Genomic DNA, 25,710 nt, shown 5'->3' with positions numbered 1-25,710 from the left:
CTCCACCCTGGGGTGGGCCAGATCCTTAGAAAGCCCGTTCACGCTCTGTAATAAGATATTTGATAAAGACGTTCCTCGGGCGGGCACCCTCTTGGGTACCGCCTTTTTTCTTGCATGTTCCTTGGACGCCGTGGGGCATGCCCCACGGTCCTGGACTCAGGGGGCTGGTGGGGCTGGCTTGAACAGCAGCAGCGTGCGCCCCTGACCGTCCTGGAGCATCAGGTTGCGCTTGCCGATGCTCCAGCGGCGCACCCGTCCCAGTGCCTCCACGTAGCGCTGCTCCATGGCCATCAGCGCCGGCGGGCAGGCCATCTGGGTGCTGGCCAACTTGGCAAAGCTGAGTTGTGCGCCGTCAAGCTGGAAGCCGCCGATCAGCCGGTTGCAGCCGCCGCTGCCGCTCACCCGGTCGGCGTCGGCATCGAGCTGAAGTTCCAGCGGCCGGCCCGGGGGCTTGCTCAGCGAGGGGCTGCCCCCATCCTGCAGAGCCTGGAGCTGCCAGCGCGTGCCCTTCAGGGTGGGCCTGGGCGCAGAGGAGGCTGAAGGTTTTGCAGGGTCGTCCGTCTTCGGGCAGCCCTCCCCGGGGTGCACCCCCACGAAGCGCTCCACCACCAGGGTGCGCTGCGGTCCCCGACCCGGCTCGGCCGAGGGGCGCTGGCTGATCTGGCCCTCCAGATTCACCAGCAGCGGCTGGCCGGCCGATCCGGCTGGCTGGGCCTCCAGGTAGGCCCGCTCCAGCGGCAGGTAGTCGGCCTCCATCGCCACCGGCAGGCGCGCGCCGGTGGCGCAGAGCCGGATACTGGCGGCATCGGCCAGGTAGCGGAACATCCCCTGCAGATGGAGGCGGGGCTCGATCGGCTCCGCTGCCGGCAGTCGCAGCAGGCGATCGTTCAGGGAGGAGCGGATCGGCTCGCCCTGCAGGTCAAGCTTGCGCAGGGCGGCACCGCCCTCCACGGGTTGCAGCAGCACGGCTGCCTCCCGGCCGCCCCGCAGCACCAGGCGGGGCCCTGGCTGCTCCAGGCGCCAGCGGCCGATGTCATCAAAGCTGTTGGGGGCGGGGCGATCCAGAAAGGTCTGGCGCTGCTGGAAGCTGCCATCGCTGAACAGATCCACCTGCCAGCGGCTGCTGCCACCCGCATCGGGCAGATCGCCACGCCAACTGGCCGGCAGCCGGCCCAGGGCTCCCTGCCGGGATGGCTGGCGGCCAGCCCCCACCCGTACCAGCCGCAGGTTCAGCGGTTGGCTGGTGGTGCCGTCGAGCACCGGGGTGACGGTGTCGGTGCTGAACAGCAGCCGCTCACCCTGGCTCACGGTGGCGCGCACCGCGTAGCGGCCCTTCGGGCTCAGGTCGTCCTCGCTGTAGGGGATGGAGAAGCGAAAGGGCGGCTGGCCGGCGGGCTCCAGGCGCACCCTGCTCAGCACCGTGGCGGGGGCATCGGGCCGGGCAATGTCCACGATCACCACCTCAAACACCGCATCGGGCGGCAGGGCGATCCGTTCCCGGTAGCTCGCCGTGCCCGAGAGCGTGCCGGCCTGGGCGGGGGCCTGCAGCAACAGCGCCGCCGTGAGGATCCCTCCAGCCAGGCAGGCAGGGCTCAGATGTTTCATGGCCAGGCCAGTGAATGGCAGTCCACAGCCTGCAACATCGTCCCGCCGCTGGAGAGCGGGGCCTCGGAGAGGGGCCTCGGAGTCAGGTGGGAAACGGAGAGGGTGGGATTCGAACCCACGGAAGGTTGCCCTTCAAACGATTTCGAGTCGTTCGCTTTCGACCACTCAGCCACCTCTCCAGCCAGGAGCCCGAAGCTCCGGCCACGACTTTACGGACCGCTCAGCCCCAGCCCTGCTGCAGCCAGCCCCCCGGGCCGCTGGCGCTCCAGCCCGGCGGGACATCGGCCGGCTCGCGGCCGCTCAGCCAGATGGCTCCCCGGCTGGCGGCGGTCACGGCCTGGCGCTCGGGCCGCCGCGGCAGCACCCCCAGCCAGATGCCGTCCCAGGCCTTGGCTTCGGTGGCCCGCCAGGCCCTGAGGGCCTGGCGGTCGGGTAGCAGCAGCCAGCGCCGCTGCCCCAGCACGAGGCTGATGGCCCGGCTGTCGGCGCTGAGGGGCTCGGCCACCAGCCCTGGGCTGCCCAGCCACTGGCCGGGCTGCAGCGGCAGGCTGCCATCGGCACTGGCCAGCACCAGCCCCGCCTGGGCCTGCCAGCAGGCGGGCTCGGCCGGGGCCACGGGATCCAGCAGCAGAGCCCAGTCCAGGCGGGGGATGCCGAAACCGGTGGCGAGCTGGCGGGCCTGACGGCAACTGAAGCCATCGGCCTGGAGGCTCACCAGTGCCGCCCGGCCCTGGTGGCGGGCCAGCAGCAGGTCGCGGTGGCCCTGATGCACCAGCACGAGCTGGTCGGCCCGCAGCAGGGCCAGGTGGCCCAGGGCCGCCAGCAGCAGCAGCGCCGGCGCCAGCCGTCGGCCCAGCCGCGGCAGGCCTGCGGGGCCAGGCACACTCAGCCCCAGCACGCCTGCGGCGAGCAGCAGCACCAGCAGGGGCTCCGGCCTGCCCAGCTGCCACTGGGCCATCGGCAGCGCCGCGAAGCCCTTCACCACCAGCACCAGCAGGCCGCAGCACCAGGCCACCGGCGGCAACAGCAGGCCGAGCAGGGGAGGCACCAGCACCGCCACCAGGGCCAGGCCCATCGCCCCCAGGGTGAGGGGGGTGAGCAGCGGCGCCGCCACCAGATTGGCCGGCACGGCGTAGAGGGGCACCACGCCGAAGTGGAACAGCTGCAGCGGCAGGGTCCAGAGCGAGGCGGCGAGGGGCACGGCGCTGGCGGCGGCGAGCCAGCCCGGGCACCAGGGCGGCAGCCGGCGGCGCAGGCCCTGCTCCAGGGGAGAGGCGCAGACCACGAGGGCGGCCGTGGCCACCACGCTGAGCTGGAAGCCCACATCGGCCAGCCACTCGGGCCGCCACAGCAACAGAATCAGGGCACTGGCCATCAGGATGCCGAAGGGCCGCCCGCGGCCGCCGCTCTCCAGCACCGCCAGGGCCAGGCCGCCCATCAGCACGGCCCGCAGCACCGAGGGTTGCGGGCCGGCCAGCAGCACGAACAGCAGCATGGCCGCGCCGGCCAGACCCAGCCGCGGCCAGCGCGGCAGCCGGCGCCCCAGGGGGAGCACCGCTCCCAGCAGCACGCTGAGATGGAAGCCGGAGGCCGCCAGGGCATGGGAGAGTCCCGCGGCGCGGAAGGCCTCCTTGAGCTCCGGCGGCAAGGGCACCCGGGCGCTGCCGAGCACCAGGGCCGCCAGCACGCCGCCCCGCTCCGCTCCCGCTCCTGCCAGCAGCCGCTGGGCCAGCTGGCGGCGCAGGTCGGCCAGGGGAGTTGGGGGACGGGCCAGCACCGTGGCCTGCTCCACCTGCAGCTGGGTGGCCGCCCCCTGGCGCCGCAGCCGCTCCGCCGGCCCCGCCAGCAGCGGGTGGGGAGCCGGCTGAGGTTGTCTGAGCCGGCCACGGGCCTCGACGCGCCAGCCCTGCTGCAGGCCCCCGCAGGAGGCCAGGCGCAGCTCGGTGCGCCCCTGGGCCAGCTGCAGCAGAGCCCGGCAGGCCCCGTCCGGCCCCGCCGGCTGGGGATCACTGAGCAGGGTGCCGCGCAGGGTCACCACCAGTGGAGCGCCGCTGCCAGCTCCTGGGGCATCGAGCTGCCACACGGGATCCCCGGGGGCCGCCAGGGGCGGCATGAGCGACACCCACAACGCCCGCAGCAGCACCAGCGCCACCAGGGCCGCCCAGACGATCCGCCGCCGCCTGGGGCGCGACCGCGATAGCGGCGCTGACAGTGGCGCTGACAGTGGCGCCGACAGCGGCGGTGGCACGGGCAGTGGCACGGGCTCTCGCAGCGGGCCTGAGGGCAATCCCATGGCCCCAGCGTTGCCACAGCAGCGTCATGCCCTCTGCCGCCCCCGGGCCAACCCTCAGCCGCCGGGCAGCCGCAGCAGCAGGTCGCACAGCTGCTCGCTGGGGAGCTCCCTCTGCAGCAGGGGCTCCACCAGGGCGGCCAGGGGCCGCAGCCGGCAGGGCCAGATCTGGCGCTCGCTGCTGCGCCCCAGCTGGAAACTGCCCAGCAGCAGCACCGCCAGCAGCAGGCGCCGACGCAGGGGCGTCACGCCACGGGCTGCGGAGCCTCCTGGGCCTCGAGCCAGGCCTGGCGCCGCTCGGGGCTGAGCAGCGGAAAACCCAGGGACTGGCGCTCCGCCAGCCAGGCCTCCGCCACCTGGCGGGCCAGCAAGCGGATGCGGCCGATCGTGGCCGTGCGCTCGGTCACCGAGATCACGCCGCGGGCCTCCAGCAGGTTGAAGGTGTGGCTGCACTTGAGCACGTAATCCAGCGCCGGGGCCGGCAGGCCCCGGGCCACCAGGTCGCCGGCCTCGGCCTCGTAGAGGGCGAACAGCTGCTGCAGCCGCTCGGGGTTGGAGGCCTCGAAGTTGTAGGTGCACTGGCCCTTCTCAAAGGGCAGCCAGATGTCGCCGTAAGTGCGCACGCCGTTCCAGGCGAGATCCCAGATGCTCTCCACGTCCTGCAGATACATGGCCAGACGCTCGAGGCCATAGGTGATCTCGATCGACACCGGCCGGCAGTCGAGCCCGCCGCACTGCTGGAAGTAGGTGAACTGGGTCACCTCCATGCCATCGAGCCACACCTCCCAGCCCACGCCCCAGGCGCCGAGGGTGGGGGATTCCCAGTTGTCCTCCACGAAGCGGATGTCGTGGTCGGCGGCGCGGATGCCCAGGGTGTCCAGGGAGGCCAGGTAGGTCTCCTGGATGGCATCGGGCGACGGCTTGATCAGCACCTGGTACTGGAAGTAGTGCTGAGCCCGGTTGGGGTTGTCGCCGTAGCGGCCGTCGGTGGGGCGGCGGCAGGGCTCCGGGTAGGCCACGGCCCAGGGCTCGGGCCCGATCGCCCGCAGCACCGTGTGGGGGCTCATGGTGCCGGCGCCCTTCTCGGTGTCGTAGGGCTGCAGGATCAGACAGCCCTGCTCAGCCCAGAAGCGGTTGAGGGTGCTGATGATGTCCTGGAAGTGCATCGGCGGCCTGCTGCCCGGCGGAGGGGGCAGAGAGGGAAGGGACTTGGCCAGCGAACCGGCGCGGCACCACGGTGCCATGGCGCAGCACCCGCTGGAGGCGGCGCCAGCCGGGGCAGCGATTTGACAACGGCACGCCGGAGCTCGACAGTGACTCCAGCAGAGCCGCGCCCAGCGTTGAAGTTCGTCGTCGGCACCCACCACAAGACCGGCTCGAAATTCTTCAGCAAAACCCTCAAAACCCTGAAGCGCCTGACGGGCTTACGGGTGTGGTTCGACACCAAGCACAACCAACGCGAGTTGCGGCTGCCGGAGCGCTGGGATTGCTATTTCCAGAACAACTGCCACTGGCGCCTCGATCTCGACACTCTGGAGTTCAGGGGAATCCACAGCAGCCGCAACCCGGCCCGGTTGATTCTCTCCTCGGTGCGCTACCACCTCAGAACCGAGGAGCGCTGGGCCCATAAGCCCCAGCAGGAGTTTGCAGGCCTCACCTATGCGGAGAAACTCAGGTCCCTGAGCTGCCTGGACGACCAGATCTGCTTTGAGATCGAGCATGTGGCCGGCCGCACCATCCGCCGCATGCTGGAGATGAACGCCGATCCGCGCTTCCTGCATGTGGATCTCGATCGCATCTCCAGCGATCCCGAGATGGAGCAGCTGAAGGCCTGCCACAGCTTCTGTGGCCTGCAGCGCTGGTTTGCGCTGGACACCTGGCTGGAGGCCTGCCGGCCCCACTGCCTCTGGGCCATGCAGAGCCTGCCCAGCCATGTGACCTCCAGCCCCGCTGGCCTGGCCGAGAGCCTGGAGCAGTTCGGCCCCAGGGCCCGGGCCGGCTTCCGCAGCGCCTTCGGCGATCCGCTGTTCCAGCGGGTGTTCGACTGAGCCCTGAGGGGCAGCAACCGATTCAGCCCTCCAGCTCCAGCAAGCCCATCAACCCGCCAGCCAGGGGCCGGTGGCGTACCCGGCGGAAACCGAGCCGGCGGGCCAGGCGCTCCTGCTCGGCGCCGGTGGGCAAGCGGGCCAGGCTGGGCTCGAGATAGGCGTAGTGCTCCTCCAGGCCGGCCAGGCTGGCGGCCGGCACCACCAGGCCGCGCAGGCAGAGCCTCTGCAGGCCCGCCGTAAGCCGCCCCTGCAGGCTGGCGCCGTCGGGGCGGTTGAAATCCAGGACGGCGGCCCGCCCTCCGGGCCGCAGCAGGCGCCGCACTTCTGCGAGGCCCGCGGCGGGATCCGCCAGGTTGCGCAGCCCGTAGGCCATCGCCACGCCCGCCGCCATCCCGTTCGGCAGCCCTGTGGCCAGGGCATCGCCCTGGCGCCATTCCAGGGGCAGCCAGGGGACGCGGCAGGATCGCTGGGCCGCCAGCTGCAGCGGCGCCGCGGCGGCATCCAGGCCGATCACCCTGCCGGCCGGGCGCACCCTCGAGGCCAGCACCAGGGCCAGATCGCCCGTGCCGCAGCAGAGATCGAGCAGGATCTGGCCAGGCTGCGGCCTCAGCCAGGCCACCGCCTGGCGCTTCCACACCCGGTGCAGGCCGAGGCTGAGCAGGTCATTGAGGAGGTCGTAGCGCGGGGCAATCTGCTCGAACAGGGTCTGCACCTGCTCCGGCTGCCCCGGCTCAAAGCTGCCCATCCCACGGGAACACCAGTGAATCCGGCAGCATCTCAGGCAGCGACACGGCATCGAGGCTGACGCCACCGGGCCCCGGCGACTCCAGGCTCAGAGCCGGCAGCCGCTGGGGGGCCGTCACCATGATCACGGTCACGGTGGCCAGGCCAACGGCGGCGGAGCACACCATGCAACCGGCCAGCATCAAGGAGAACTCCTGGCGGTCGTTGGCGGCCTGCATCAGCTGCAGCGCCCAGGCCACCAGGGCGATCACCGCGGCCAGCATGACCAGCGGCAGCACGGTGGCATAGGGATGTGGCAAGGGGTGGAAGAACATCTCTGGTGCCGGCCTGGCATGGAGGGAAGCACGAGCAGCTCGCCCCACCAAGGACCTCTACCAATGTAACGAGCCATTACGTCAGTTCGTGAAGCTCCGGCTCGGAGGCTGCTGGTTCAGCCCACGGGCACACCCAGCTCCAGGGGCCGGATCGGCAGGCCCCTGGCCAGCAGATCGGCCTTGATCGCCTCCACGCTCAGCACGCCGTCGTGCAGCAGGGAGGCCAGCAGGGCCGCTGAGGCGCCCCCACCCTCCGGCCCCTGGGTCAGCGCCGCGGCGATGTGGTCGAGGCAGCCGGCCCCGCCGGAGGCGATCACCGGCACCTCCACCGCCTCGGCCACGGCGCGGGTGAGGGGCAGGTCGTAGCCGGCCTGGGTGCCATCCCCATCCATCGAGGTGAGCAGGATCTCGCCCGCCCCCAGGGCCACCACCCGCCGCGCCCAGGCCAGGACGTCAAGGCCGGTGTTCTCGCGGCCCCCCTTTACGTAGACATCCCAGCCCGGCGGCTCAGCGGCGCCGCGGCGGCGGGCATCGATCGCCACCACGATGCACTGCACCCCGAAGCGCTCGGCGCCGCGGCTCACCAGCTCGGGATCCCGCACCGCAGAGGAGTTGAGGCTCACCTTGTCGGCGCCGGCCCGCAGCAGGGCCGTGATCCCCTCCACGCTGGCGATGCCGCCGCCCACGGTGAAGGGGATCGTCACCGCCTCGGCGGTGCGCTGCACCAGATCCACCAGGGTGGAGCGGCCCTGGTGGCTGGCGGCGATGTCGAGGAACACCAGCTCATCGGCCCCGGCGGCGCTGTAGCGGCAGGCCAGCTCGACGGGGTCGCCGGCGTCGCGCAGGCCGACGAAATTGATGCCCTTCACCACCCGGCCATCGGCCACGTCAAGGCAGGGAATGATGCGCTTGGCAACCATGGCGGAGGAGCAGGCCGGAGAGTGCGCACCATGCTGGGCCAGGGCAGCCTCAGGGCAGCGGCCAAGCCACTCCTCGCTGTTAAGGTTGCGGAACTTTGACTGTCCCGACGGCGATGGTGCAGGCAGCCCCGATCACGATCGGCTCCAAGGTGCGCGTGCTGCGTGTGCGTGATCGCATCCCCGCCGTTCTGGTCGAGGCGCTCAAGAGCGACCCCACCGGCACCGTGACGGGCTTCCGCACCGTGGATGGCCAGGGCATCGGTCTTGTGGTGGATCTCGGTGCCGGCCAGAGCGCCTGGTTCTTCGACGACGAAGTCACCCTTGCCTGAACCCGGCTTTGACCAACAGCCCCAACCCTGAGGCCCCAAGGGGTTCGGCAGCGCGCCAGCTGCTGGGCATGAAGGGTGCTGGAGGCAGCAGCAGCATCTGGAAGATCCGGCTGCAGCTGATGAAGCCCGTCACCTGGATTCCCCTGATCTGGGGGGTGCTCTGCGGCGCGGCGGCCTCGGGCCAGTTCAGCTGGACCCTGCCCAATGTGGCCGCTTCGATCGCCTGCATGCTGATGAGCGGCCCCCTGCTGGCGGGCTACACCCAGACAATCAACGACTACTACGACCGCGACATCGACGCGATCAACGAGCCCTACCGCCCGATTCCCTCCGGCGCCATTCCGCTGCCCCAGGTGAAGATTCAGATCTGGGTGCTGTTGCTGGCGGGCCTGGCGGTGGCCTGGGGACTGGACCGCTGGGCCGGCCACACCACGCCGGTGCTGCTGCTGCTGGCCCTGGGCGGCTCCTTCGTGAGCTTCATCTATTCCGCCCCGCCCCTCAAGCTCAAGCAGAACGGCTGGCTCGGCAACTACGCCCTCGGGGCCAGCTACATCGCCCTGCCCTGGTGGGCCGGACAGGCCCTGTTCGGCCACCTCACCTGGACCACTGCCCTGCTCACCCTGGCCTACTCGCTGGCGGGCCTGGGCATCGCCGTGGTGAACGACTTCAAGAGTGTGGAGGGCGACAGGGCTCTGGGGCTGCAATCCCTGCCCGTGGTGTTCGGCATCACTGGCGCCAGCTGGATCAGCGCCGCCATGATTGACCTGTTTCAGCTGGCCATGGTGGCGGTGCTGATCGCCATCGGCCAGCACTTCGCCGCCGTCCTGCTGGTGCTGCTGATCGTGCCCCAGATCACCTTTCAGGATGCGTGGCTGCTGCGCGATCCGGTGGCGTTCGATGTGAAGTATCAGGCCAGCGCCCAGCCGTTCCTGGTGCTGGGCATGTTGGTCACAGCCCTGGCCATCGGCCACAGCGCTCTGGTGGCATGAGGTGAGCAGCGCCGTTCCTGCCAAAGCACCCCAGCGCCGTCGCTCCGGCGGCAGCAAGCGGAACCTGGTGATCACGGCCGTGGTGGCCACCACCCTCGGCAGCGGCGTGGCCGTGGGCCAGGCGGCGCTGGTGGCCAGCTTCGACAGCCTGCTGCCGGACGCCCGCGGCATCAACCACTTCAACCGGCCCGGCACCCTCACCATCCTCTCGGCCGATGGCCAGGTGGTGCACAAGGTGGGGCCGGTGTCACGGGAGAAGCTCTCCGCCAGCTCGATCCCGCCCCTGGTGGAACAGGCCTTCGTGGCGGCGGAAGACCGTCGCTTCTACCAGCACGACGGCATCGATCCCACTGGCATCGCCCGGGCCATGGTGCGCAACATCTCGCGCGGCTCGGTGGAGGAGGGGGCCAGCACGATCACCCAGCAGCTCGCCCGCACGGTGTTCCTGAGTCAGGACCGCACCATCGTGCGCAAGCTGAAGGAGGCGGCCCTGGCGGGCAAGCTCGAGCGCCAGCTCAGCAAGCGCCAGATCCTCACCGAGTATCTGAATCTGGTGTACCTGGGCTCCAGCGCCTACGGGGTGGCGGATGCGGCCTGGATCTACTTCTCAAAGGCCCCCAGTGACCTCAACCTGGCGGAGGCCGCCCTGATCGCCGGGCTGCCCCCCGCCCCCTCGGTGTACTCGCCGCTGGTGAACCCGGACCTGGCCCTGCAGCGCAGAGCGATTGTGCTGCGCCGCATGCGCGAGGAGGGCTACATCACCCAGGCCCAGCAGATCGAGGCCGAGGGCTCACCCCTGGCCCTCAGACCGGCCGACCCGAAATACTGGGTCAGCCGCGCCCCTTATTTCAGCAGCTGGGTGCAGCAGGAGCTCACCCAATTGCTCACCCCCGAGCAACTGGAGGTGGGAGGGGTGACGGTGCGCAGCAGCGTCAATCTCGACTGGCAGGACCAGGCCCAGAAGGCGATCACAGCCTCCACCCCCGGCGGCCTGGAGGGGGCCCTGGTGGCCATGGAGCCTGGCACCGGGCTTGTGCGCGCGCTGGTGGGGGGCCGGGATTACGAAGAGAGCCAGTTCAACCGCGCAACCCAGGCCCTGCGCTCCACGGGCTCCACCTTCAAGCTGTTCGTGTACCTCACAGCCCTCAAGGAGGGCATGCGACCGGAGCGCACGGTGGAGGACCGCAAGCGCTGTTTCGCCGGCTATTGCCCCAAGAACTTCAGCAAGGGCTTCATGGGCAAGATCACCATGGTGCGGGCCTTTCAGAACTCCGTGAACACCGTGGCGGTGGGGCTGCTGCAGGAGGTGGGCTTCGACAAGGTGATCGCCACGGCCCGCAGCCTGGGCATCACCCAGCCCCTGGGCAAGTTCTATCCCCTCGCCCTGGGCGCCGAGGAGGACACGGTGCTCGACATGACCGCCGCCTACGCCGCCGTCAACAACCGGGGCGTGTTTGTGAAGCCCACGCCATTCGAGGAGATCCTCGGCCCCGATGGTGAACTGCTCTGGAGCCGCCGCACCGATGGGGATCCGGGTCGCAGGGCCGTGGACAGCACCATCGCTGACGCCATGACCTGGATGCTGCAGCAGGTGGTGCGCGGTGGCACCGGCGGCCCCGCCTCCCTGGGGAAGCACCCGGTGGCCGGCAAGACCGGCACCTCGGAAGGGGGCCGCGACCTCTGGTTCATCGGCTCGATCCCCCAGCTCACCACCGGCGTGTGGCTCGGCTACGACAACAGCCGCGAGACCAAGAGCACCAGCGTGGTGGCCGCCTATGCCTGGCGGCGCTTCATGGCCGGGATCACCAAGGACCTGCCGGTGCAGGCGTTCCCGCCCAAACCAGCCCTCGCCGACACCTTCAAAAAGCCCGCCAAGCCGGCCCGGCCGAGCACCAGCCCGCGCCAGGCCCCCAGGCCCAGCGCGCCGGCGGAGAGCAGCCCGAGGGATGAGCCCTCGCAGGATCCCGCCACCACGGGCGAGCCCGAATCGTCCTGGACTCCGCCACCCCGTTCGGCCGAGCCACCTGACCGTCCGGCTCCCCGCCAGGAAGCAGAGCCTGCGCCAACCCCTGCTCCGGCACCAGCTCGTACCCCTGCTCCGGCACCAGCTCCTGCCCCAGCCCCTGCGCCCGCCCCTGCTCCGGCGCCCGCCCCTGCTCCCGCACCACCGCCGCCGCCGCCACCTCCGGCTCCAGCGCCGCCACCGCCGCCCTGAGCGGAGCTGCCCCTGCAGCCGATTGAGCGTCAAGGCTGGTCAGCGCTGCTGCTCGGGTGCCCGCAGCAGCGCCGCAAAGAATCCATCGCCGCCGCCGGCCTGGGGCCAGGCCTGCCACTGCTGCTGCAGCTCCCAGCCCGGATGGGCGGCCAGCAGGGCCTTCACCTGCTCGTCGTTCTCGGCCGGATGCACGGTGCAGGTGGCGTACACCAGCCGGCCGCCGGGCCGCAACAGCGGCAGCACGCCTTCCAGCAGGGCCCGCTGCAGCCTCACCAGCTCGGGGATCGCGGCGGGCTGCAGCCGCCAGCGGGCATCGGCGTGGCGGGCCAGGGTGCCCAGCCCCGAGCAGGGGGCGTCCACGAGGATGCGATCAAAGTGGCCCAGCCAGTCGGGACGCACCACCGCCAGCTCGGTTGCATCGGCCGCCAGGCTGCTGACACAGCCCAGGCCCAGCCGGGCGGCATTGCGCTCCAGGCGCTCCAGGCGGGCCGCCGAGCGGTCGATGGCCCACACCTGGCCCCGATCACCGATCCGCTCCGCCATCTGGGTGCACTTGCCGCCAGGGGCCGCGCAGGCATCCAGCAGCCGCTCGCCGGGCTGGGGATCGAGCAGCGCCACCACCTGCTGGGCGGTACGGTCCTGCACGCTCCAGTGGCCCTCCTGAAACCCCGGCAGGCGGCGCAGATCCCCCACGCGCCCTTCCAGGGCCAGGCCGCCCTCGATCCCCGGCAGCGCAGAAGCCGCCAGCCCCGCCGCCTCCAGGGCCTGCAGCAGAGCATCCCGGCTGCAGCGCAGGGGATTCGCCCGCAGGTCGAGGCCGGGAGGCTGGTTGGCGGCAAGGGCAAAGGCCTCGGCCTGCTCGGGCGGCAGCCACTGCAGCAGCAGCTCAGCCAGCCAGGCGGGCAGGGAGTGGCGCAGGGCCAGGCTGGCGGCCGCCTCGGCGGGCAGCTCCAGGCCGCTCCAGGGCTCCCGCTCCAGGCCCGGCCCTCCGGCTCCAGCAGTGCCAGCTGCAGCTCCACCAGCCCCCCCCCCGGCGGCCCCGGCCCGGCGGCGCAACAGCTGGCGCAGCATCCCGTTAACCACCGGCGCCAGGCGGGCCAGGCCGCCGCGCTTGGCCAGTTCCACCGTGGTGCTCACCGCCGCCGAAGCCGGAACCCGCCCACTGAACAGCAGCTGGTAGAGCCCCAGGTGCAGCAGCCAGCGCAGCCGCGGCGGCTGCCGCAGCGCCGGCACCCGGCCGAGGGCATCGAGCCAGGCATCCAGCAGCAGCCGCTGGCGGATGGCGCCGTAGGCCAGCTCGGTGGCCAGGGCCCGGTCGATTCCCTCCAGGCTGCTGCGCTGCAGGGCCCGCTCCAGGGCCACATCGGCATAGGCGCCACCGCCCACGGCCAGCAGCACCTCCCAGGCCAGCCGGCGCGACGCCAGACCGGCCACCGGGGCGGCGGAGTCGGCCGGGACAGCGGCGTCAGCCGGGACAGCGGAGACGGGCTCAGGCAAGCAGGGGTGGGTCGAGGGGGGGCACCCACAGATAGCGCCCCAGGGGTAGACGGCCTTCGCCATCCACCGGGATGCCCTCGGCCAGCAGCAGCTGCCGCTGGATCCAGTCGCTCCCCTCACGGCTGGGGTTGAAACTGACCCGCCCCTGGGCGTTCACCACCCGGTGCCAGGGCAGCTCGGAGGGCAGGGGCAGCCGGCGCAGGGCCCAGCCCACCTGGCGGGCGCAGCCGTAGGCACCGATCGACTCGGCGATGTGGCCGTAGGTGGCGAGGCGCCCCTCGGGGATGCGGGCCACGGCGGCGTAGACGCGCTGGTCGAAGCTGGGAGGCTCCATGCCGCCATCCTGCCCATGCCGCTGCTGCCCCGCCGCTTCGAGCGCCTCAAGGCGGTGCTGAATCACCGCATGGCCGACCTCACGGTGTTGCTGGAGCAGGTGCACAAGCCCCACAACCTCTCGGCGATCCTGCGCAGCTGCGATGCGGTGGGGGTGCTGGAGGCCCACGCGGTGTGCCTGGAGGGGCGCCTGCCCCTGTTCAACACCACGGCCCAGGGCAGCCAGAAATGGGTGCCGCTGCAGCGCCACGCCAGCGCCGCCGAGGGCCTGCAGACCCTGCGGCAGCAGGGCTTCCGCCTCTACGGCACCCACCTCAGCGCCACGGCGGTGGACTACCGCAGCTGCGACTTCAGCGGCCCCACCGCCTTCGTGCTGGGGGCCGAGAAGTGGGGGCTGAGCCCGGAGGCGATTGCCCTGGTGGACCAGGCGATCGTGATTCCGATGAGCGGCATGGTGCAGTCGCTGAATGTGAGCGTGGCCACGGCCACGCTGCTGTTCGAGGCCCTGCGCCAGCGCCAGGCCGCCGGGCTGGTGCCCAGCCAGGGCGAGGGGGTGGGGCCGGAGCGCTACGGGCGGCTGCTGTTCGAGTGGGCCTACCCGGAGGTGGCCGCCTGGTGCCGCCAGCAGGGGCGGCCCTATCCCCCCCTCGATGCCGAGGGCGCCATCAGCGAAGCCCTGCCCCGCACGGTGCGGCTGCGCTATTAGGTGTTGAGCGAACAAGTGAGCTGGCTTGTGATGGGCGCCCTGCACAGAGCTGGAAGGATTGCTCAGAGCAACTTTGCTGGCCCGCCGAGATAGCTCTGCTCACAAGCGATCTGCGCAGAATGACGAGCTCGGAAATCCACTCATCAGGCGCTGGAGTGTTGACAGGCATTGATTTTGTGTTATGTTGGAAATAACGGACGCAATGTTCGCTGCCGATTTAAAGTATCAATTCCAAACCGTCAACCTGCGCTTGCCAAAAGCTCTGGCAATGCCCCGTGGACGTTGGATTTCGGAAGTGAATCTCCCCTCTCTGCCATCACGCCTTCTGGCGCTGTTCTGGCCTTTCCATCCAGGCACTGCCAAGCAAGCGAGGCCAGGGGTGCATCCGTTGTTGCACTTCAGGAGAACCATCCATGACCCCCACCAACACCTCGATGACGACCGCCCGCAGCGAGCTGGATCAGCGCCTCGCCAATGCGCAGCTCCGCCAGGCGATCCTCGACAAGAAGCAGGCCCAGGTTGAGGCCTGGTCTGCCCAGATCGAGCAGCTGCAGCAGGGCCTGCAAAGCGCTGCCGAAAGCGTTCGCGCCGAAACCGGGCAGCGGCTTGCCGAGCTGCGCCAGGCCCGTGACCAGGCCCGCGTGCAGCTGGAGGGCCTCCAGCAAGCCACCCAGGACAGCTGGGACTCCCTGCTGCAGCAGAGCGACAGCTTCTTCCAGGATCTCGCCGGCCGTTTCCACGCATTTGTGAACAGCCAGAGCTGAGCATCCAGTGCTGTCCGCTGGCGCTGGGGTGACCCCAACCCGCCAGCGGCTGCCCTCTCGTTCTCATCAGCTTGCGTTCACCATGTCTTTTCCTTCCACAACCACCCGCTCGGCCCAGGCCGATCGACACAGCCCGCTGTTCGATCTCACCCAGGCCCTGCAAATCGGCTCAACCACCAACAGCCCAGCCGCCCTCACCGAGGCCCTGCTGCCCCAGATCCGCGCCTCCTTCTGGTTGCTGGTCTCCAGCAATGCCTTGATCGATGCCCGGCACATGCAAGCCCTGAGCATGATTCTGGAACGGGCCGTTCCCAGTGGCGTCTCGGTGGCGCTAGATCTGGACTGGCAACCCCAGCGTTGGCAGCTGCCGCCCCAGTCGCCGCCGAGCGCCGAAGTGCTGCGTCGTGTCCGGCCGCTGGCCTGGGCCGCCCAGCTCATCCGTTGCAGCAGCGAGGAGGCCGAGGCCTTCTTCGGCAGCGCTGATCCGGTGCGGGTGCACTGCCACGACACCCTCCCCCAGCGGCCCGCTGTGCTGATCCACGCTGCAAGCGGTGGCCTGGACTGGTGCATCGGCGGGCGTCGCGGCAGCCTGGAGGCCTCGTTGCTGCAGGACCACGACGTGTTTCTGACCCGGCTGCTCGGCAACCTCTCCAACCATCCCCAGCTACTGGGTCATGGCGGCCCGGGCCTCGACGCCGTCGCCGACCCGGATGGCCTGGCCGAGCAGCTGCTAGAGGCCGCCGGCGCTGCTGCCGCCCCCCTCAGCGACGGCTGACACGGGCGGCATCGCTGCTGGAGAGGCGGCGGCTGCCGGCGCTGGGGAGCCAGAGAGCCACCCCAAGGGCCAGCAGCTCCAGGAGGATCTGACGCCCGCCCAGCAGCACCACCGCCACCGACACCACCGCCAGCAGGCGCTGCAGCAGGCTCCAGACGTCATCGCGATCGGCACTGCCGCTGAACCAGAGCGTCGCGGCGAGGCTGAGCAGCACCAGATCCAACCACCAGGGCATCGGCAGCGCCCGATCCGGGCCACGCAACAGCTCAAGTCTGACGCCGGTTGGCCTCTGGCGCTGCGGGGGGGAGTGCCGCCTTGCCGGGCTGGGCTCCAGCACTCTGGATCTCAGCGCGCCGCGCGGCCGGCCTGGGCATTGCCGCTCAGCCAGCTCTCCAGGCCCTCCCCCAGGAACGACAGCCCCAGCACCAGCACGAACATGGCCAGACCGGGGTAGAGGGCGGTCCACCAGATGCCGGTGGGCAAGGCCGTGAGGGCCTGTTGCAGGTCGCCGCCCCACTCGGGAATGGTCTCCGGCAGGCCCAGCCCCAGAAAGCCCAGGCCGCCCAGCACCAGCACGGCATCAGCCGCGTTGAGGGTGAGCAGCACCGGCACCGAGGTGATCACGTTGCGGAACAGGTAACTGCGCAGAATCCAGGCCGGCCCGGCCCCCAACGAGCGGGCCGCCTCCACGTAGAGCTCGGCCTTCACCTGGGCGCTCTGGTTGCGCACCACGCGGAAGTACTGGGGGATGTACACCACGCAGAGAGCGGCGGCGGCATTGGGCAGGCCCCGGCCCAGCAGGAAGGCGAGCACCACCGAGAGCAGCAGCACCGGCAGGGTGTAGAGGGTGTCCATCAGCAGCACCAGCAGCCGGTCGACCCAGCCGCCCAGGTAGCCGCTCACCATGCCGAGGGGCACGCCCACGATCAGCGCCACCACCAGGGCCAGGGCCACCACCTGCAGGGCCACGCCGCTGGCCGAGAGGGTGCGCACGCACACGTCCCGGCCGAGCCGGTCGGTGCCGCACCAGTGGGCCGGCGAGGGCGGGGCATAGATGGGGTTCTGCAGGCCGGCGTTGGGGTCCGGCAACCAGCCGAGCTGCACCAGCAGCGGCGTGAGCACCGCCACCAGGGCATAGGTGAGCACGATCACCACCCCCCAGCGGGCCATCCGCGCCGAGAGGGTGGTGGGTTGCCAGCGGAACGGCACTCAGGCGGGGATCGGGTGGGCCCATTCAACCCCCGCCCGCCAGGAGCCCCGGGCAGAGCGCACCGCGGCCAGGCAGAGTAGGCAGGCCTTCGCGCTCCTGGCCGGCTTGAGTGGCTACCGCCTGCTGATCGTCGACGACGACCCCGCCCTGCGCCAGTTCCTGCGCTCGGAGCTGGAGATCGATGGCTACAGCTGCGGGGAGGCGGCCACGGGCCAGCAGGCCCTGCTGCAATTGCGCTCGGAAAGCTGGCAGCTGGTGCTGCTCGACTGGGCCCTGCCCGACTTCAGCGGCGTGGAGGTCTGCCGCCGCCTGCGGGCCACGGGCGACACCACGCCGGTGCTGATGGTGACGGCTCACGACGACATCCCTGAGCGGGTGGAGGCCCTCGATGCCGGCGCCGACGACTACATCACCAAGCCCTTCTCGATCGAGGAACTGCTGGCCAGGGTGCGGGCCCGGCTGAGGCGCCACCAGGCCGAGGCCCAGGAGCCAGGTCAGGAGAGCACCCTGCGCCTGGCCGATCTGGAGCTGCAACCAGCCCGCCATGAAGTGAGCCGCGGCGGCCGGGCGGTGAACCTCACCAACACCGAATACGAGCTGCTGTTGCTGCTGCTCAGCCAGCCCGAGCAGGTGCACCGCCGCAGCGACCTTCTCCATGCCGTCTGGGGGGAGACCTGGACTGGCGACGACAACGTGCTGGATGTGTACATCCGCTCGCTGCGCCGCAAGCTGGAACCCGCCGGAGCCCCCACCCTGATCCAGACGGTGCGCGGTGTGGGCTTCATGCTCAGCGAGGGGGCTCCGAAGGGCTGAACGGCGGCAGCCGCAGCTGGAATTCCGCGCCGCCGCCGGGGGCCTCCTCCACCCGCACCGCTCCGCCCATGGCCTGCATCAGCAACTGCACCACGGCCAGGCCGATGCCGCTGCCGCGCTGGTCGCTGGCGCTGGCGGCCGCACCGCGCACGAAGCGCTCGAAGATCCGCTGCCGTTCCGCAACCGGCACGCCGGGGCCATGATCCTGCACCCAGAGCACCAGCTCGCCCCCAGGGCCTGGGCTCGCCCCCACGCTCACCGGGGCCGATACGGGGCTGTAGCGCAGGGCATTGTCCACCAGGGCGGTGAGGCACTGTTGCAGCCGATCGGCATCGCCGGCCGCCACGGGCAGGGGTGCCTCATCCTGAACGGCCAGCCGCAGACGGCCGCCGCTGCTGGGGGCCATGCGCTCGTGCAGGGCCAGCAGCACGTCTTCGGCGATCAGGGGCTGGCGGCGCAGGCGCAGGCGGCCGGAATCCTGCCGGGCCAGATCAAGCAGATCCGTCACCAGGGTGCCCATGCGGCCTGATTCCTCCTGGATCAGCCGCAGGGAGGGCTTGATGGCTGGGTCGTGGCCATCCCGCAGCAGCCGCTGGGCGTGGCCCGAGACCAGGGTGATCGGGGTGCGCAGTTCATGGGCCACGGAATCCACGAAACTGCGCTGCCGCTCCCAGGAGGCGGCCAGCCGCTGCTGCAGGGCATTGAAGGCCAGGGCGATCGGGCGCAGCTCCTCCGGCTGCTGCTCCACCGGCAGCTGATCGCCGGGCAGGGGCGGCGCGTGGGTGCCGCTCAGCTGGCCAACAAGGGCCTCCAGCGGCCGGGTGAGGCCCAGATGCAGCACCAGCCGCAGCAGGCCGCTGATCAGCAGGCTGACCACCCCGGCCGCCACCACCAGCAGGGCCAGCCCGAAGCTCTGCCGCTGCACGGAGTCGGTCACGTCCTGCCCGACCAGGAAGAGAAAGATCTCGCCGTCGGCCTGGGGCAAGGCCATCGTGCTCACCAGCCAGGTGCGCTGTCCCCGCCGCTGCTGTTGCAGGCGGGGTACAGGCAAAGCGGATGAATCAGCGTAAAGGGAGCCAGCGGCGGAGTCTGCAGTGCCGCCCCCCATCGGCGTGAGGCTCAGACCCGGGATGCTGTCAAGGGTCTGCAGGCGCTGCTGCAGCTCGGAGCGGTCGCCGCTGTACTCCCCCAGATCGACCAGCACCTGGGCCGCCAGCTGGCGATGGGCCTGCTGACGCTGCAGGATGGAAAGGCTCTGGTGCAGCACCAGCAACACGCCATAGCCCGCCAGCACAGCCAGCAGGGAGGCGCTCTGGATCCAAAGCCTCAACCGATTGATCCGCATCGCCGCCCTAGCTCCGGGTTACTCTCTCAGAAGATCCTCATCGGATTTGCCGTGAGGGCGGTATTGGCAAATGCGCCGCAGCTGGCAATAATTCACGTTGTACATACTGCCCAAGGCAACCAGCTCCCATGTCCACATCCCTGCAGGCCAGGTTGCTAGCACAGCGTGCCCTGATCCACAGCCTCAACACCAAGGACAAGAGCCGTAGGGGCATGGCCGCAGGCTTCACCCTGATCGAATTGCTGATCGTTGTGATCATCATCGGCGTGTTGTCGGCGATTGCGATCCCCGCCTTCCTCAACCAGCAGGGCCGGGCGCGCATCAACGCCGCCCAGACCGCTGCCATGGACGTGGCCCGAGCCTGCGCTGCGGCCCAGGTGACCGGGGAGCAGGCTTCGTTGACCAACCCCACCAACGTCACCGGCGGCCCCTGTTCAGCCGCAGGCACCGCAGTCACGTTCACCGCATCGGCTGCAGACTTCGGCGTTACCACAGCCCCCGTTGCCACGGTGACATCCGGTGGCCAGGCCAGCCTCACCACCTGCGCCGCAGCAGCGGGCTGGACGGGTGGCACGGCTCCTTCCTGCATCCCCACCCGCAGCTGATCCCTCGCCGGTTTCACTGCATCTAGGCCTGACGCGACCGGTGGCCACCGGTCGCGTCAGGCCTTCTCGATGCCTGCTCCCCAAGCAGGGCCTGGGTCACGGCCTGCCTGGCGCTGGAACCGCCGCAAGCCGTGGCCAGGTTTCTGCTTCGATGTCCGCGCCACTTTCTCACTCCCTGGCGCCCTCACTCAGCTCGGCTTGCATCCCGATCGCTCGGATCAGCTGGCTGCCCCCGAGCCGATCCAGCCGCACCTGCACCACGCCCTGCTGCGATGCCGCCGCCAAACCCTCGCCGGGCCGCAGGGCATCGATCAGCACCCGGGGCTGGGGGGTCGCCGAGCTGAGGGCTCCCTGGCGGTCATAGGAGGGGCCGCAGCGCCACACCACCTCTCCCCGCCAGATGGGATCGGCGGCAACGCCCCGGGCATAGGTGATCGTGCCGGCGGGGGAGTGGACCTGCAGCACCAGCTGCCGCCCGGCCCTGGCGCAGCTGCCGGCCATGTCGGCCTGGATCGCTGCGCCCAGCCGCACCTCCCGGGCCTGCTGCAGTTCAGCGCGGATCAGCTGCAGGGCCCGCGTGCTGGCCTGCCGCTCCCGCAGCAGCCTGGCCAGCTTCTGGCCGCTTCTGCCCTCGCTCAGCAGCAGCTGCAGCATCAGGGCGCTGAGCAGCGAGCCCAGCAGCAGCGTCAGCGAGAGCTCCACCAGGGAGAAGCCCCGCGCCGAGCGGCGGGCGCGGTGGCTCTGGGGGCGGCGGCGGCGCACGGACATGGCTCAGGCTCAGAGGCTGGGGTCGGGCAGGCAGGCGTCACTGGCCAGGCCGCCGGGATCGCCGTGGTACCTCCCCACGCGCACGATCCCCAGGGGCGGGGACATCACCAGACAGCGGCGCAGCTCGGTGCCGGCGCTGCCGATCACCACGGTGCCGCCATCAATGGCCAGGCCGTTGGCCGTGAAGCGGAGCTGCGTGGGCAGGGTGTGGTGAAGCTGCAGGCTGGCGTCACCCGCCAGCACCTGCGCCTCGAGGCCAGCCTCACCGTGCAGGGGCAGATCCAGCGGTTGGCGGCTGCCCTCGGCCCGCTCGCGGCTGTGCTCCAGCAGGGTGCCCAGCCGCCGGGCCGCCGACTCCACCTTCACCGCTGCCAGCTGGCGGCGGCCGCTGTCGATCAGCAGCACCGCCAGCAGGCCCAGCAGGGTGAGCACCACCAACGCCTCCACCAGCGAGAAACCGGCGGCGGGGGAGCCGGAGCTGCCGAAGCGCGGCCGCCAGAGGCCCCTCATCCCAGCTGCTCCTGCTCAGCCGGGGGGGCCGCAGCGTCGTCGTCGGGGTCCACCGCGCCACAGAGGCCGTAGGCGGCGGGGTCGAGCTGGCGCTCGCGGCTGAGGCCGGAGCCCGGGGCATGGGCCTGCACCTGCAGCCTCCCCTCCTGGTCGGCGTGGCTCACCGTCACCTGCACCGCCTCACCAGCCAGAGCATCCGGCCGCGCCGCAGCGGCCATCAGCAGTGACTGGGTGGCACTGCGGCAATCCGTTTGCCGATGCGGCCCCGCCCGCTGCTGCAGGACGGCCTCCACGGCGAGCAACTGCTGATCGAGCTGCTGCTGGGCCTGCAGCTGGCGCTCAGAACCCAGGCTCCAGCGGCTGGTGGCACTCCACAGCTGCAGCGAGCAGCTGGCCGAGGCGGTGAACAGCACCGCCGACACCATCAGTTCCACCAGGCTCACGGGTTGCCCTCCGAGCTCGCCAGGGGGCAGGACGGCAGCGGCGCCCCGGCGCTGCGCAGCCCCAGGTGCTGGAAGCCCCGCAGCCGCGGTATGGGGCCTGGCCCCCAGCTCCACAGCAGCCTGGAGGCGGAGCGATAGGCGGCCCCGTCCGCCTCGATCTCGAGCAGCAGCTCGGCTTCCAGCAGCGGCTCGGGCGTCGGGGGCGGTTGTGGTGCCAGCTCCAGTGCCGAAGTGGCATCGGGGTCTTCAGACGCCAGGGGCGGCGGGGGCGGTTCGGCCACCTGCGGGCAGTACTGCAGCAGGGTGTAGCGACCGCTCACAGGCTGAGGTGCCCCTGCAAGCGACTGGCCTGTGGTCAACGCTTGAAGCTCCCCTGCCTGGGCGCAGCCAGTGGCCTGCTGGCTCTGCGCCACCCAGGCCGATTGCGGCAGGGCAATCAGGCAGCGGTGGCGGCGTTGCAGGCCGCCGGCCACGGCCTGGGCAGCGGTCAGCAGCCGATCTTCGCGCGCCTGCAGGCGTTGGCGCACGGCCAGCTGGCGCCGCTCCTGCAGGGCCATGGCCTGCAGCGACAGGCTGCTCAGCAGCAGGAACAACGAGGCCGTGCTGGCCAGCGGCAGCAGAAAGCCCGCCGAGGCCGCCGCCTTCTGGGCGGGCAGCCAGCGGGGGCAAGCTGGGCGAGATCGCCGTCGCGAACAGAGAGCCACGGGCGAGCGGAGCGCAGGGCGCCACTCAGCGTTGCCACACCCCGGGCGCGGCCCTGCAGCGGCTTCAGAGCCCTGAGATCGGCACCACCCGCAGCTTGGTGGGATCCACGCCGGCGAAGCCCATCACGCCATTGCCGTAGGACACCAGATCGTTGTAACCAAAACTGCGGCCGATGTTGCGCAGGGTAACCCGATCTTGGCGGCCGAAGTTGCGAATCACGTAGCGCTGCATGTGGTTGAACGGCCCGTGAGTACGGGTGTTGTTGGTGAAGAAGAAGCGATCACGCACCTCATCTCTACCGAAATTGATCACGCTCTGGGAGCGCTTGGTGATCGCCCCGGCAGTCGACTGAAAGTCGATCAGATCGCTGCCCCTGGATCCCTGGAAGATCCAGTTGCGGGCCATGGCGTTGTTCACCCGGAAGCCCGTCACGATGTCGCGGGGATTCGCCCTGCCTTCGGCAGCAGCTTGCCGTTGCTTCAGCGACGACACCTTCATGGTGGCGCTCCAGGAAACCGGCTGATTCAGCCAGCTGGAGCCTCCTGTGAGCTGAATGATCGACGATTTGCGGCCTTTGACCCGTTGGGCCGAGATCCAGTCAGGCTTGCTGACGAAGGTGGAGAGTGCGGCAGACACGCATGGCGTCCAGTGGAGCCGAAGTTGTAACGCCAGCGGCACGACTGGCAAGCATCGCCGCGGCCAGATCGGGAACTGACCGCTACCTCTTGCGCCAGGGTCAGACGATCAGCTGTTCAGCTTGAGCACGGCCATGAAGGCCTCCTGGGGTACCTCCACCTTGCCCATCGCCTTCATGCGTTTCTTACCCTTGGCCTGCTTCTGCAGCAGCTTTTTCTTGCGGGAAATATCTCCCCCATAGCACTTGGCAAGCACATCCTTGCGCATGGCGCTGATGCTCTCTGAGGCGATCACGCGGCTGCCGATCGAAGCCTGGATGGGGATCTTGAATTGCTGGCGGGGAATCAGTTCCTTCAGCTTTTCCACCAACCCCTTGCCCACGTTGTAGGCCTTGTCGCGATGCACGATGGTGGTGAGGGGATCGGCCTTCTCGCTGTTGATCAGCACATCAAGGCGCACCAGCTCATTGCGCCGGTAACCGATCAGCTGGTATTCCATGGAGGCGTAGCCCTTGGTACGGCTCTTCATCTGATCGAAGAAATCCGTCACCACCTCAGCCAGCGGCATCTCGTAGTGGAGCGTCACCCGATCTGTGGTGATGTACTTCATGTCCACAAACTCGCCGCGCCGTTCCTGGCAAAGCTCCATCAAGGTGCCATTGTAGGTGTTGGGGGTATAAATCTCAAGCTTCACATAGGGCTCTTCGATCGATTCCCGCTTCTGCGGATCCGGCAGTGTGGCGGGGTTGTCCACCATCACCATGGAGCCATCCAGCAGGTTCACCTGATAGATCACCGAGGGGGCCGTGACGATCAGATCGAGGTTGTATTCCCGCTCCAGCCGCTCCTGCACGATCTCCATATGCAGCAGCCCGAGGAAGCCGCAGCGGAAACCGAAGCCCATGGCACTGCTGGTTTCCGGCTCGTAGCGCAGGGCCGCATCGGAGAGCTGCAGCTTGTCGAGGGCCTCGCGCAGATCGGGGTATTGATCGGCATCGGTGGGGAACAGTCCGCAGAACACCATCGGCTTCGCCTCGGTGTAGCCCGGCAGGGCCGCCGCCGCCGGGTTGGCCGCCAGGGTGATCGTGTCGCCCACGCGAGCGTCGGCCACGGCCTTGATCGAAGCGGCCAGATAGCCCACCTCGCCGGCGTGGAGGCTCTCCACCTGGCGCTGATCAGGCGCCATCACACCCACCTCATCGAGCTCGTAGCTCTTGCCAGAGGCCATCAGCAGCACCTTGTCCTTGCGGCTGATCGAGCCGGCCATCACCCGGAAGTACACGATCACGCCGCGGTAGGGGTCGTAGTAGGAGTCGAAGATCAGGGCCTGCAGCGGCTCGGCCATCCGGTCGGCCGGAGGCGGCACCCGCTCCACCACCGCCTCCAGGATGTCGGGCACGCCGAGGCCGGTCTTGGCCGAACAGGCGATCGCCTGGGAGCAGTCGAGGCCGATGATCGCCTCGATCTCCGCCTTGATCCGCTCCGGATCGGCACCGGGCAGATCGATCTTGTTGAGCACCGGAATGATCTCCAGATCGTTCTCCAGCGCCAGATACACATTGGCCAGGGTCTGGGCCTCCACGCCCTGGCTGGCATCCACCACCAGCAGGGCACCCTCACAGGCCTGCAGCGAGCGGCTCACCTCGTAGGAGAAGTCCACATGGCCGGGCGTGTCGATCAGGTTGAGGATGTATTCGGTTCCATCGGCGGCGGTGTAATCCATCCGCGCCGCCTGCAGCTTGATCGTGATGCCCCGTTCACGCTCCAGTTCCATGTTGTCGAGAAACTGCTCCTGCATGTCGCGGGCGGCCACGGTGCCGGTGTCCTGCAGCAGTCGATCGGCCAGGGTGGACTTGCCGTGGTCGATGTGGGCAATGATGCAGAAGTTGCGGATGCGGGAAACAGAAACGTCGGTCATGCGCGCGGATCGGGCCGCTCCCGCAGGTCGAAGCCAGGGGCGGAGGCAGGCCGATCCTAGGCAGGGGCAGCGGCGGCCCCCGAGATGGCCCCGCTTAGGATTTTTGGATCGGGTAGGGGATAGCCGCCATCAACCGCCAGCCACCCCCGGGCCACCCTCCTGAACCAGGCTCCAGCGCCGAACCAGCCTGCGCAGGCCCGGATCCAGCCGTGGAGCCTGAGCGTCACGCCGGCAGCCGGGAGGCGGAGGAGCAGCTGTTGTTTGGCGCTGCCCGCGACATCGCCGGCTTCGAGGGCCACCTCGCCGACCCGGCCGTGGCCAGCTTGGAACACGCCAGGTTCACCGCCAGCAGCTGCACCCTGCGCCAGGCCAACGGCGATCTGATCGCCCGGATCCCTCTGCAACAGGTGCGCGGGCGGCTGCGGGAGCGGGTCGCCATCGCCCGGCAACTGCTGGCCCGGCCGCTGGCCGACCTGCCCTCCCAGACCGGTAAGCCACCCCAGCTCGAGGAAAGCCAGCTGCGTTTGCTGGATCAGCCGTTGCGGGCCCTGGCCTGGGCAATCGGCTCAGGCGAGCCCTTCCCCCAGCTCGTCCCGCAGGCCCGTCAGCGGCTGATCACCGCCGGCCTGCTGCTGGCCTGCGTGCTGCCGGGGCTCTGGTATCTGGTGCAGCGGCGCCGCCACGCCACCGCCTATCAGCAGGAGCTCCAGGCCCTGGTGGAGCGTTGGCGCAGCGAGGGCCGCCCGGTGCCGCCGGAGTCGTTCCTGGCGCTCTACAACAGCGGGAGTTGAAGTGGTTGCCGCTCTGAACCCTCCTGGGCGCAGGCTGCGGCCAGCCCGGAGAGGCCCTCCTTAGAATGGCCTCAACCACGACCCCATGCCATGACCACCGAAACCCCCACCCTGGATCCCCGCGCCCTCACCGTTGAGAACGTGGAGCGCACCCTCGATGAGCTGCGCCCCTACCTGATGGCCGATGGGGGCAACGTGGAAGTGGTGGAAATCGAGGGACCGATCGTGAAAGTGCGGCTGCAGGGCGCCTGCGGCAGCTGCCCCAGCAGCACCATGACCCTGAAGATGGGCATCGAGCGCAAGCTGCGCGAAGCCATCCCCGAGGTGAGCGAAGTGGTCCAGGTGCTCTGAGCCGTGCCGCGGCTGCGCCATCGGTCGACTCTGCTGGCGCGACTCCGGAAGCACGGAGCAAGCTGAATATGGTCTTTGGGTTGCATG

The 25,710-nt window shown here is 70.0% G+C and carries 29 protein-coding genes and 1 tRNA gene; 11 read left to right on the top strand and 19 right to left on the bottom strand.

Annotated features, from left to right (window positions below):
- Window positions 1–156: 156 nt before the first annotated feature.
- The 5 genes from ACWJIO_RS06245 to glyQ all read right to left on the bottom strand — a co-directional run bounded on the left by ACWJIO_RS06245 (window position 157) and on the right by glyQ (window position 5,061).
- Complete coding sequence (locus ACWJIO_RS06245; protein WP_480312153.1) at window positions 157–1,605, bottom strand: YbaY family lipoprotein; 1,449 nt, start codon at window positions 1,603–1,605, stop codon at window positions 157–159.
- Window positions 1,606–1,699: 94 nt separating this feature from the next.
- Window positions 1,700–1,784: transfer RNA gene (locus ACWJIO_RS06240), tRNA-Ser, on the bottom strand.
- Window positions 1,785–1,825: 41 nt separating this feature from the next.
- Window positions 1,826–3,898, bottom strand: coding sequence for a ComEC/Rec2 family competence protein (locus ACWJIO_RS06235; RefSeq protein WP_480312151.1), 2,073 nt, complete (start codon window positions 3,896–3,898; stop codon window positions 1,826–1,828).
- Window positions 3,899–3,952: 54 nt separating this feature from the next.
- The gene (locus ACWJIO_RS06230; protein WP_480312150.1) at window positions 3,953–4,144 is read right to left on the bottom strand and encodes a hypothetical protein; all 192 of its coding nucleotides are present in this window, start codon (window positions 4,142–4,144) and stop codon (window positions 3,953–3,955) included.
- On the bottom strand, window positions 4,141–5,061 hold the full coding sequence (gene glyQ / locus ACWJIO_RS06225; protein WP_480312149.1) for a glycine--tRNA ligase subunit alpha: 921 nt from the start codon (window positions 5,059–5,061) through the stop codon (window positions 4,141–4,143). The genes ACWJIO_RS06230 and glyQ overlap by 4 nt, the downstream gene beginning before the upstream one ends.
- Window positions 5,062–5,235: 174 nt before the next feature.
- Here glyQ and ACWJIO_RS06220 point away from each other — a divergent pair, with 174 nt between their 5' ends.
- Entirely contained in the window at window positions 5,236–5,943 is a 708-nt protein-coding gene (locus tag ACWJIO_RS06220; protein ID WP_480312147.1) for a hypothetical protein, read from the top strand.
- Between the two features lie 22 nt (window positions 5,944–5,965).
- Here ACWJIO_RS06220 and ubiE read toward each other — a convergent pair whose 3' ends face one another.
- The 3 genes from ubiE to hisF form a co-directional block, all read right to left on the bottom strand.
- The gene (gene ubiE, locus ACWJIO_RS06215) at window positions 5,966–6,688 is read right to left on the bottom strand and encodes a bifunctional demethylmenaquinone methyltransferase/2-methoxy-6-polyprenyl-1,4-benzoquinol methylase UbiE (protein WP_480312146.1); all 723 of its coding nucleotides are present in this window, start codon (window positions 6,686–6,688) and stop codon (window positions 5,966–5,968) included.
- Window positions 6,675–6,986: a hypothetical protein gene (locus ACWJIO_RS06210; RefSeq protein ID WP_480312145.1), complete on the bottom strand. Its 312-nt coding sequence runs from the start codon at window positions 6,984–6,986 to the stop codon at window positions 6,675–6,677. Before ACWJIO_RS06210 ends, ubiE begins: the two co-directional genes overlap by 14 nt.
- Window positions 6,987–7,117: 131 nt before the next feature.
- Window positions 7,118–7,921 carry an imidazole glycerol phosphate synthase subunit HisF gene (gene hisF, locus ACWJIO_RS06205; protein ID WP_480312144.1) on the bottom strand — a complete coding sequence of 268 codons (804 nt, stop codon included), beginning with the start codon at window positions 7,919–7,921 and terminating at the stop codon, window positions 7,118–7,120.
- A gap of 113 nt (window positions 7,922–8,034) precedes the next feature.
- Here hisF and petP point away from each other — a divergent pair, with 113 nt between their 5' ends.
- The 3 genes from petP to ACWJIO_RS06190 are packed head-to-tail and all read left to right on the top strand — an operon-like array spanning window position 8,035 to window position 11,454.
- Window positions 8,035–8,250, top strand: coding sequence for a cytochrome b6f subunit PetP (gene petP / locus ACWJIO_RS06200; RefSeq protein ID WP_193815085.1), 216 nt, complete (start codon window positions 8,035–8,037; stop codon window positions 8,248–8,250).
- Window positions 8,251–8,258: 8 nt separating this feature from the next.
- A complete protein-coding gene (gene chlG, locus ACWJIO_RS06195; RefSeq protein WP_480312141.1) occupies window positions 8,259–9,239 on the top strand; it encodes a chlorophyll synthase ChlG in 981 nt (326 codons plus the stop codon).
- A gap of 1 nt (window position 9,240) precedes the next feature.
- Complete coding sequence (locus tag ACWJIO_RS06190) at window positions 9,241–11,454, top strand: transglycosylase domain-containing protein (RefSeq protein WP_480312139.1); 2,214 nt, start codon at window positions 9,241–9,243, stop codon at window positions 11,452–11,454.
- 39 nt (window positions 11,455–11,493) lie between these two features.
- Here the strand turns inward: ACWJIO_RS06190 and ACWJIO_RS06185 are convergent, their stop codons facing one another.
- Window positions 11,494–13,014 (bottom strand): 16S rRNA (cytosine(967)-C(5))-methyltransferase, encoded by a 1,521-nt coding sequence (locus ACWJIO_RS06185; RefSeq protein WP_480312137.1) that lies wholly within the window; start codon window positions 13,012–13,014, stop codon window positions 11,494–11,496.
- Window positions 12,944–13,285 carry an MGMT family protein gene (locus tag ACWJIO_RS06180; RefSeq protein ID WP_480312136.1) on the bottom strand — a complete coding sequence of 114 codons (342 nt, stop codon included), beginning with the start codon at window positions 13,283–13,285 and terminating at the stop codon, window positions 12,944–12,946. The genes ACWJIO_RS06185 and ACWJIO_RS06180 overlap by 71 nt, the downstream gene beginning before the upstream one ends.
- A 15-nt stretch (window positions 13,286–13,300) precedes the next feature.
- On the opposite strand from ACWJIO_RS06180, the gene trmH reads away from it, so the two are divergent.
- The 3 genes from trmH (at window position 13,301) to ACWJIO_RS06165 (ending at window position 15,529) form a co-directional block, all read left to right on the top strand.
- Complete coding sequence (gene trmH / locus ACWJIO_RS06175) at window positions 13,301–13,990, top strand: tRNA (guanosine(18)-2'-O)-methyltransferase TrmH (protein WP_480312135.1); 690 nt, start codon at window positions 13,301–13,303, stop codon at window positions 13,988–13,990.
- Window positions 13,991–14,403: 413 nt separating this feature from the next.
- On the top strand, window positions 14,404–14,754 hold the full coding sequence (locus tag ACWJIO_RS06170; protein WP_480312134.1) for a sll1863 family stress response protein: 351 nt from the start codon (window positions 14,404–14,406) through the stop codon (window positions 14,752–14,754).
- 82 nt (window positions 14,755–14,836) lie between these two features.
- Complete coding sequence (locus ACWJIO_RS06165) at window positions 14,837–15,529, top strand: fructokinase (protein ID WP_480312133.1); 693 nt, start codon at window positions 14,837–14,839, stop codon at window positions 15,527–15,529.
- Here ACWJIO_RS06165 and ACWJIO_RS06160 read toward each other — a convergent pair.
- Window positions 15,516–15,764: a hypothetical protein gene (locus ACWJIO_RS06160; RefSeq protein WP_480312131.1), complete on the bottom strand. Its 249-nt coding sequence runs from the start codon at window positions 15,762–15,764 to the stop codon at window positions 15,516–15,518. The two genes, ACWJIO_RS06165 and ACWJIO_RS06160, sit on opposite strands and share 14 nt — an antisense overlap.
- 110 nt (window positions 15,765–15,874) lie before the next feature.
- Window positions 15,875–16,699, bottom strand: coding sequence for an ABC transporter permease (locus ACWJIO_RS06155; protein ID WP_480312413.1), 825 nt, complete (start codon window positions 16,697–16,699; stop codon window positions 15,875–15,877).
- Window positions 16,700–16,844: 145 nt separating this feature from the next.
- Between ACWJIO_RS06155 and ACWJIO_RS06150 the strand changes: the two genes are divergently transcribed.
- On the top strand, window positions 16,845–17,552 hold the full coding sequence (locus tag ACWJIO_RS06150) for a response regulator transcription factor (RefSeq protein WP_480312130.1): 708 nt from the start codon (window positions 16,845–16,847) through the stop codon (window positions 17,550–17,552).
- Here ACWJIO_RS06150 and ACWJIO_RS06145 read toward each other — a convergent pair.
- Window positions 17,527–18,882 (bottom strand): sensor histidine kinase, encoded by a 1,356-nt coding sequence (locus ACWJIO_RS06145; protein WP_480312129.1) that lies wholly within the window; start codon window positions 18,880–18,882, stop codon window positions 17,527–17,529. The two genes, ACWJIO_RS06150 and ACWJIO_RS06145, sit on opposite strands and share 26 nt — an antisense overlap.
- Before the next feature lie 143 nt (window positions 18,883–19,025).
- Here ACWJIO_RS06145 and ACWJIO_RS06140 point away from each other — a divergent pair, with 143 nt between their 5' ends.
- Window positions 19,026–19,502 (top strand): prepilin-type N-terminal cleavage/methylation domain-containing protein, encoded by a 477-nt coding sequence (locus ACWJIO_RS06140; RefSeq protein ID WP_480312127.1) that lies wholly within the window; start codon window positions 19,026–19,028, stop codon window positions 19,500–19,502.
- A gap of 168 nt (window positions 19,503–19,670) precedes the next feature.
- On the opposite strand, the gene ACWJIO_RS06135 is transcribed toward ACWJIO_RS06140, so the two are convergent.
- From ACWJIO_RS06135 to lepA, 6 genes are all read right to left on the bottom strand, one after another.
- Window positions 19,671–20,270, bottom strand: a complete 600-nt coding sequence (locus ACWJIO_RS06135) for a prepilin-type N-terminal cleavage/methylation domain-containing protein (RefSeq protein WP_480312125.1) — start codon at window positions 20,268–20,270, stop codon at window positions 19,671–19,673.
- A 9-nt stretch (window positions 20,271–20,279) separates the two neighbouring features.
- Window positions 20,280–20,780, bottom strand: a complete 501-nt coding sequence (locus tag ACWJIO_RS06130; protein ID WP_480312124.1) for a prepilin-type N-terminal cleavage/methylation domain-containing protein — start codon at window positions 20,778–20,780, stop codon at window positions 20,280–20,282.
- On the bottom strand, window positions 20,777–21,223 hold the full coding sequence (locus ACWJIO_RS06125; protein ID WP_480312121.1) for a hypothetical protein: 447 nt from the start codon (window positions 21,221–21,223) through the stop codon (window positions 20,777–20,779). The genes ACWJIO_RS06130 and ACWJIO_RS06125 overlap by 4 nt, the downstream gene beginning before the upstream one ends.
- Window positions 21,220–21,927, bottom strand: a complete 708-nt coding sequence (locus tag ACWJIO_RS06120; protein ID WP_480312119.1) for a hypothetical protein — start codon at window positions 21,925–21,927, stop codon at window positions 21,220–21,222. Before ACWJIO_RS06120 ends, ACWJIO_RS06125 begins: the two co-directional genes overlap by 4 nt.
- Window positions 21,928–21,991: 64 nt before the next feature.
- The gene (locus tag ACWJIO_RS06115) at window positions 21,992–22,564 is read right to left on the bottom strand and encodes a hypothetical protein (RefSeq protein ID WP_480312118.1); all 573 of its coding nucleotides are present in this window, start codon (window positions 22,562–22,564) and stop codon (window positions 21,992–21,994) included.
- Window positions 22,565–22,672: 108 nt separating this feature from the next.
- Window positions 22,673–24,481: a translation elongation factor 4 gene (gene lepA / locus ACWJIO_RS06110; protein ID WP_480312117.1), complete on the bottom strand. Its 1,809-nt coding sequence runs from the start codon at window positions 24,479–24,481 to the stop codon at window positions 22,673–22,675.
- A 209-nt stretch (window positions 24,482–24,690) separates the two neighbouring features.
- On the opposite strand from lepA, the gene ACWJIO_RS06105 reads away from it, so the two are divergent.
- Complete coding sequence (locus ACWJIO_RS06105; RefSeq protein WP_480312116.1) at window positions 24,691–25,272, top strand: hypothetical protein; 582 nt, start codon at window positions 24,691–24,693, stop codon at window positions 25,270–25,272.
- Window positions 25,273–25,362: 90 nt separating this feature from the next.
- Window positions 25,363–25,623 carry a NifU family protein gene (locus tag ACWJIO_RS06100; RefSeq protein WP_186697118.1) on the top strand — a complete coding sequence of 87 codons (261 nt, stop codon included), beginning with the start codon at window positions 25,363–25,365 and terminating at the stop codon, window positions 25,621–25,623.
- Window positions 25,624–25,710: the final 87 nt, after the last annotated feature.

Source organism: Paraciimarium castrense LEGE 11436, from assembly GCF_056633055.1.
Note: the sequence above shows the minus strand (reverse complement) of the source record. Positions and strands in the feature narration are given on the sequence as shown.

Excerpts from the sequence above, each read along its gene's own strand:
- ACWJIO_RS06245 (WP_480312153.1), bottom strand. The coding sequence starts at position 1,605 with ATGAAACATCTGAGCCCTGCCTGCCTGGCTGGAGGGATCCTCACGGCG.
- ACWJIO_RS06235 (WP_480312151.1), bottom strand. The coding sequence starts at position 3,898 with ATGGGATTGCCCTCAGGCCCGCTGCGAGAGCCCGTGCCACTGCCCGTG.
- glyQ (WP_480312149.1), bottom strand. The coding sequence starts at position 5,061 with ATGCACTTCCAGGACATCATCAGCACCCTCAACCGCTTCTGGGCTGAG.
- ubiE (WP_480312146.1), bottom strand. The coding sequence starts at position 6,688 with ATGGGCAGCTTTGAGCCGGGGCAGCCGGAGCAGGTGCAGACCCTGTTC.
- hisF (WP_480312144.1), bottom strand. The coding sequence starts at position 7,921 with ATGGTTGCCAAGCGCATCATTCCCTGCCTTGACGTGGCCGATGGCCGG.
- petP (WP_193815085.1), top strand. The coding sequence starts at position 8,035 with ATGGTGCAGGCAGCCCCGATCACGATCGGCTCCAAGGTGCGCGTGCTG.
- ACWJIO_RS06185 (WP_480312137.1), bottom strand. The coding sequence starts at position 13,014 with ATGGCGAAGGCCGTCTACCCCTGGGGCGCTATCTGTGGGTGCCCCCCC.
- ACWJIO_RS06180 (WP_480312136.1), bottom strand. The coding sequence starts at position 13,285 with ATGGAGCCTCCCAGCTTCGACCAGCGCGTCTACGCCGCCGTGGCCCGC.
- trmH (WP_480312135.1), top strand. The coding sequence starts at position 13,301 with ATGCCGCTGCTGCCCCGCCGCTTCGAGCGCCTCAAGGCGGTGCTGAAT.
- ACWJIO_RS06170 (WP_480312134.1), top strand. The coding sequence starts at position 14,404 with ATGACCCCCACCAACACCTCGATGACGACCGCCCGCAGCGAGCTGGAT.
- ACWJIO_RS06165 (WP_480312133.1), top strand. The coding sequence starts at position 14,837 with ATGTCTTTTCCTTCCACAACCACCCGCTCGGCCCAGGCCGATCGACAC.
- ACWJIO_RS06160 (WP_480312131.1), bottom strand. The coding sequence starts at position 15,764 with ATGCCCTGGTGGTTGGATCTGGTGCTGCTCAGCCTCGCCGCGACGCTC.
- ACWJIO_RS06155 (WP_480312413.1), bottom strand. The coding sequence starts at position 16,699 with ATGGCCCGCTGGGGGGTGGTGATCGTGCTCACCTATGCCCTGGTGGCG.
- ACWJIO_RS06140 (WP_480312127.1), top strand. The coding sequence starts at position 19,026 with ATGTCCACATCCCTGCAGGCCAGGTTGCTAGCACAGCGTGCCCTGATC.
- ACWJIO_RS06135 (WP_480312125.1), bottom strand. The coding sequence starts at position 20,270 with ATGTCCGTGCGCCGCCGCCGCCCCCAGAGCCACCGCGCCCGCCGCTCG.
- ACWJIO_RS06130 (WP_480312124.1), bottom strand. The coding sequence starts at position 20,780 with ATGAGGGGCCTCTGGCGGCCGCGCTTCGGCAGCTCCGGCTCCCCCGCC.
- lepA (WP_480312117.1), bottom strand. The coding sequence starts at position 24,481 with ATGACCGACGTTTCTGTTTCCCGCATCCGCAACTTCTGCATCATTGCC.
- ACWJIO_RS06100 (WP_186697118.1), top strand. The coding sequence starts at position 25,363 with ATGACCACCGAAACCCCCACCCTGGATCCCCGCGCCCTCACCGTTGAG.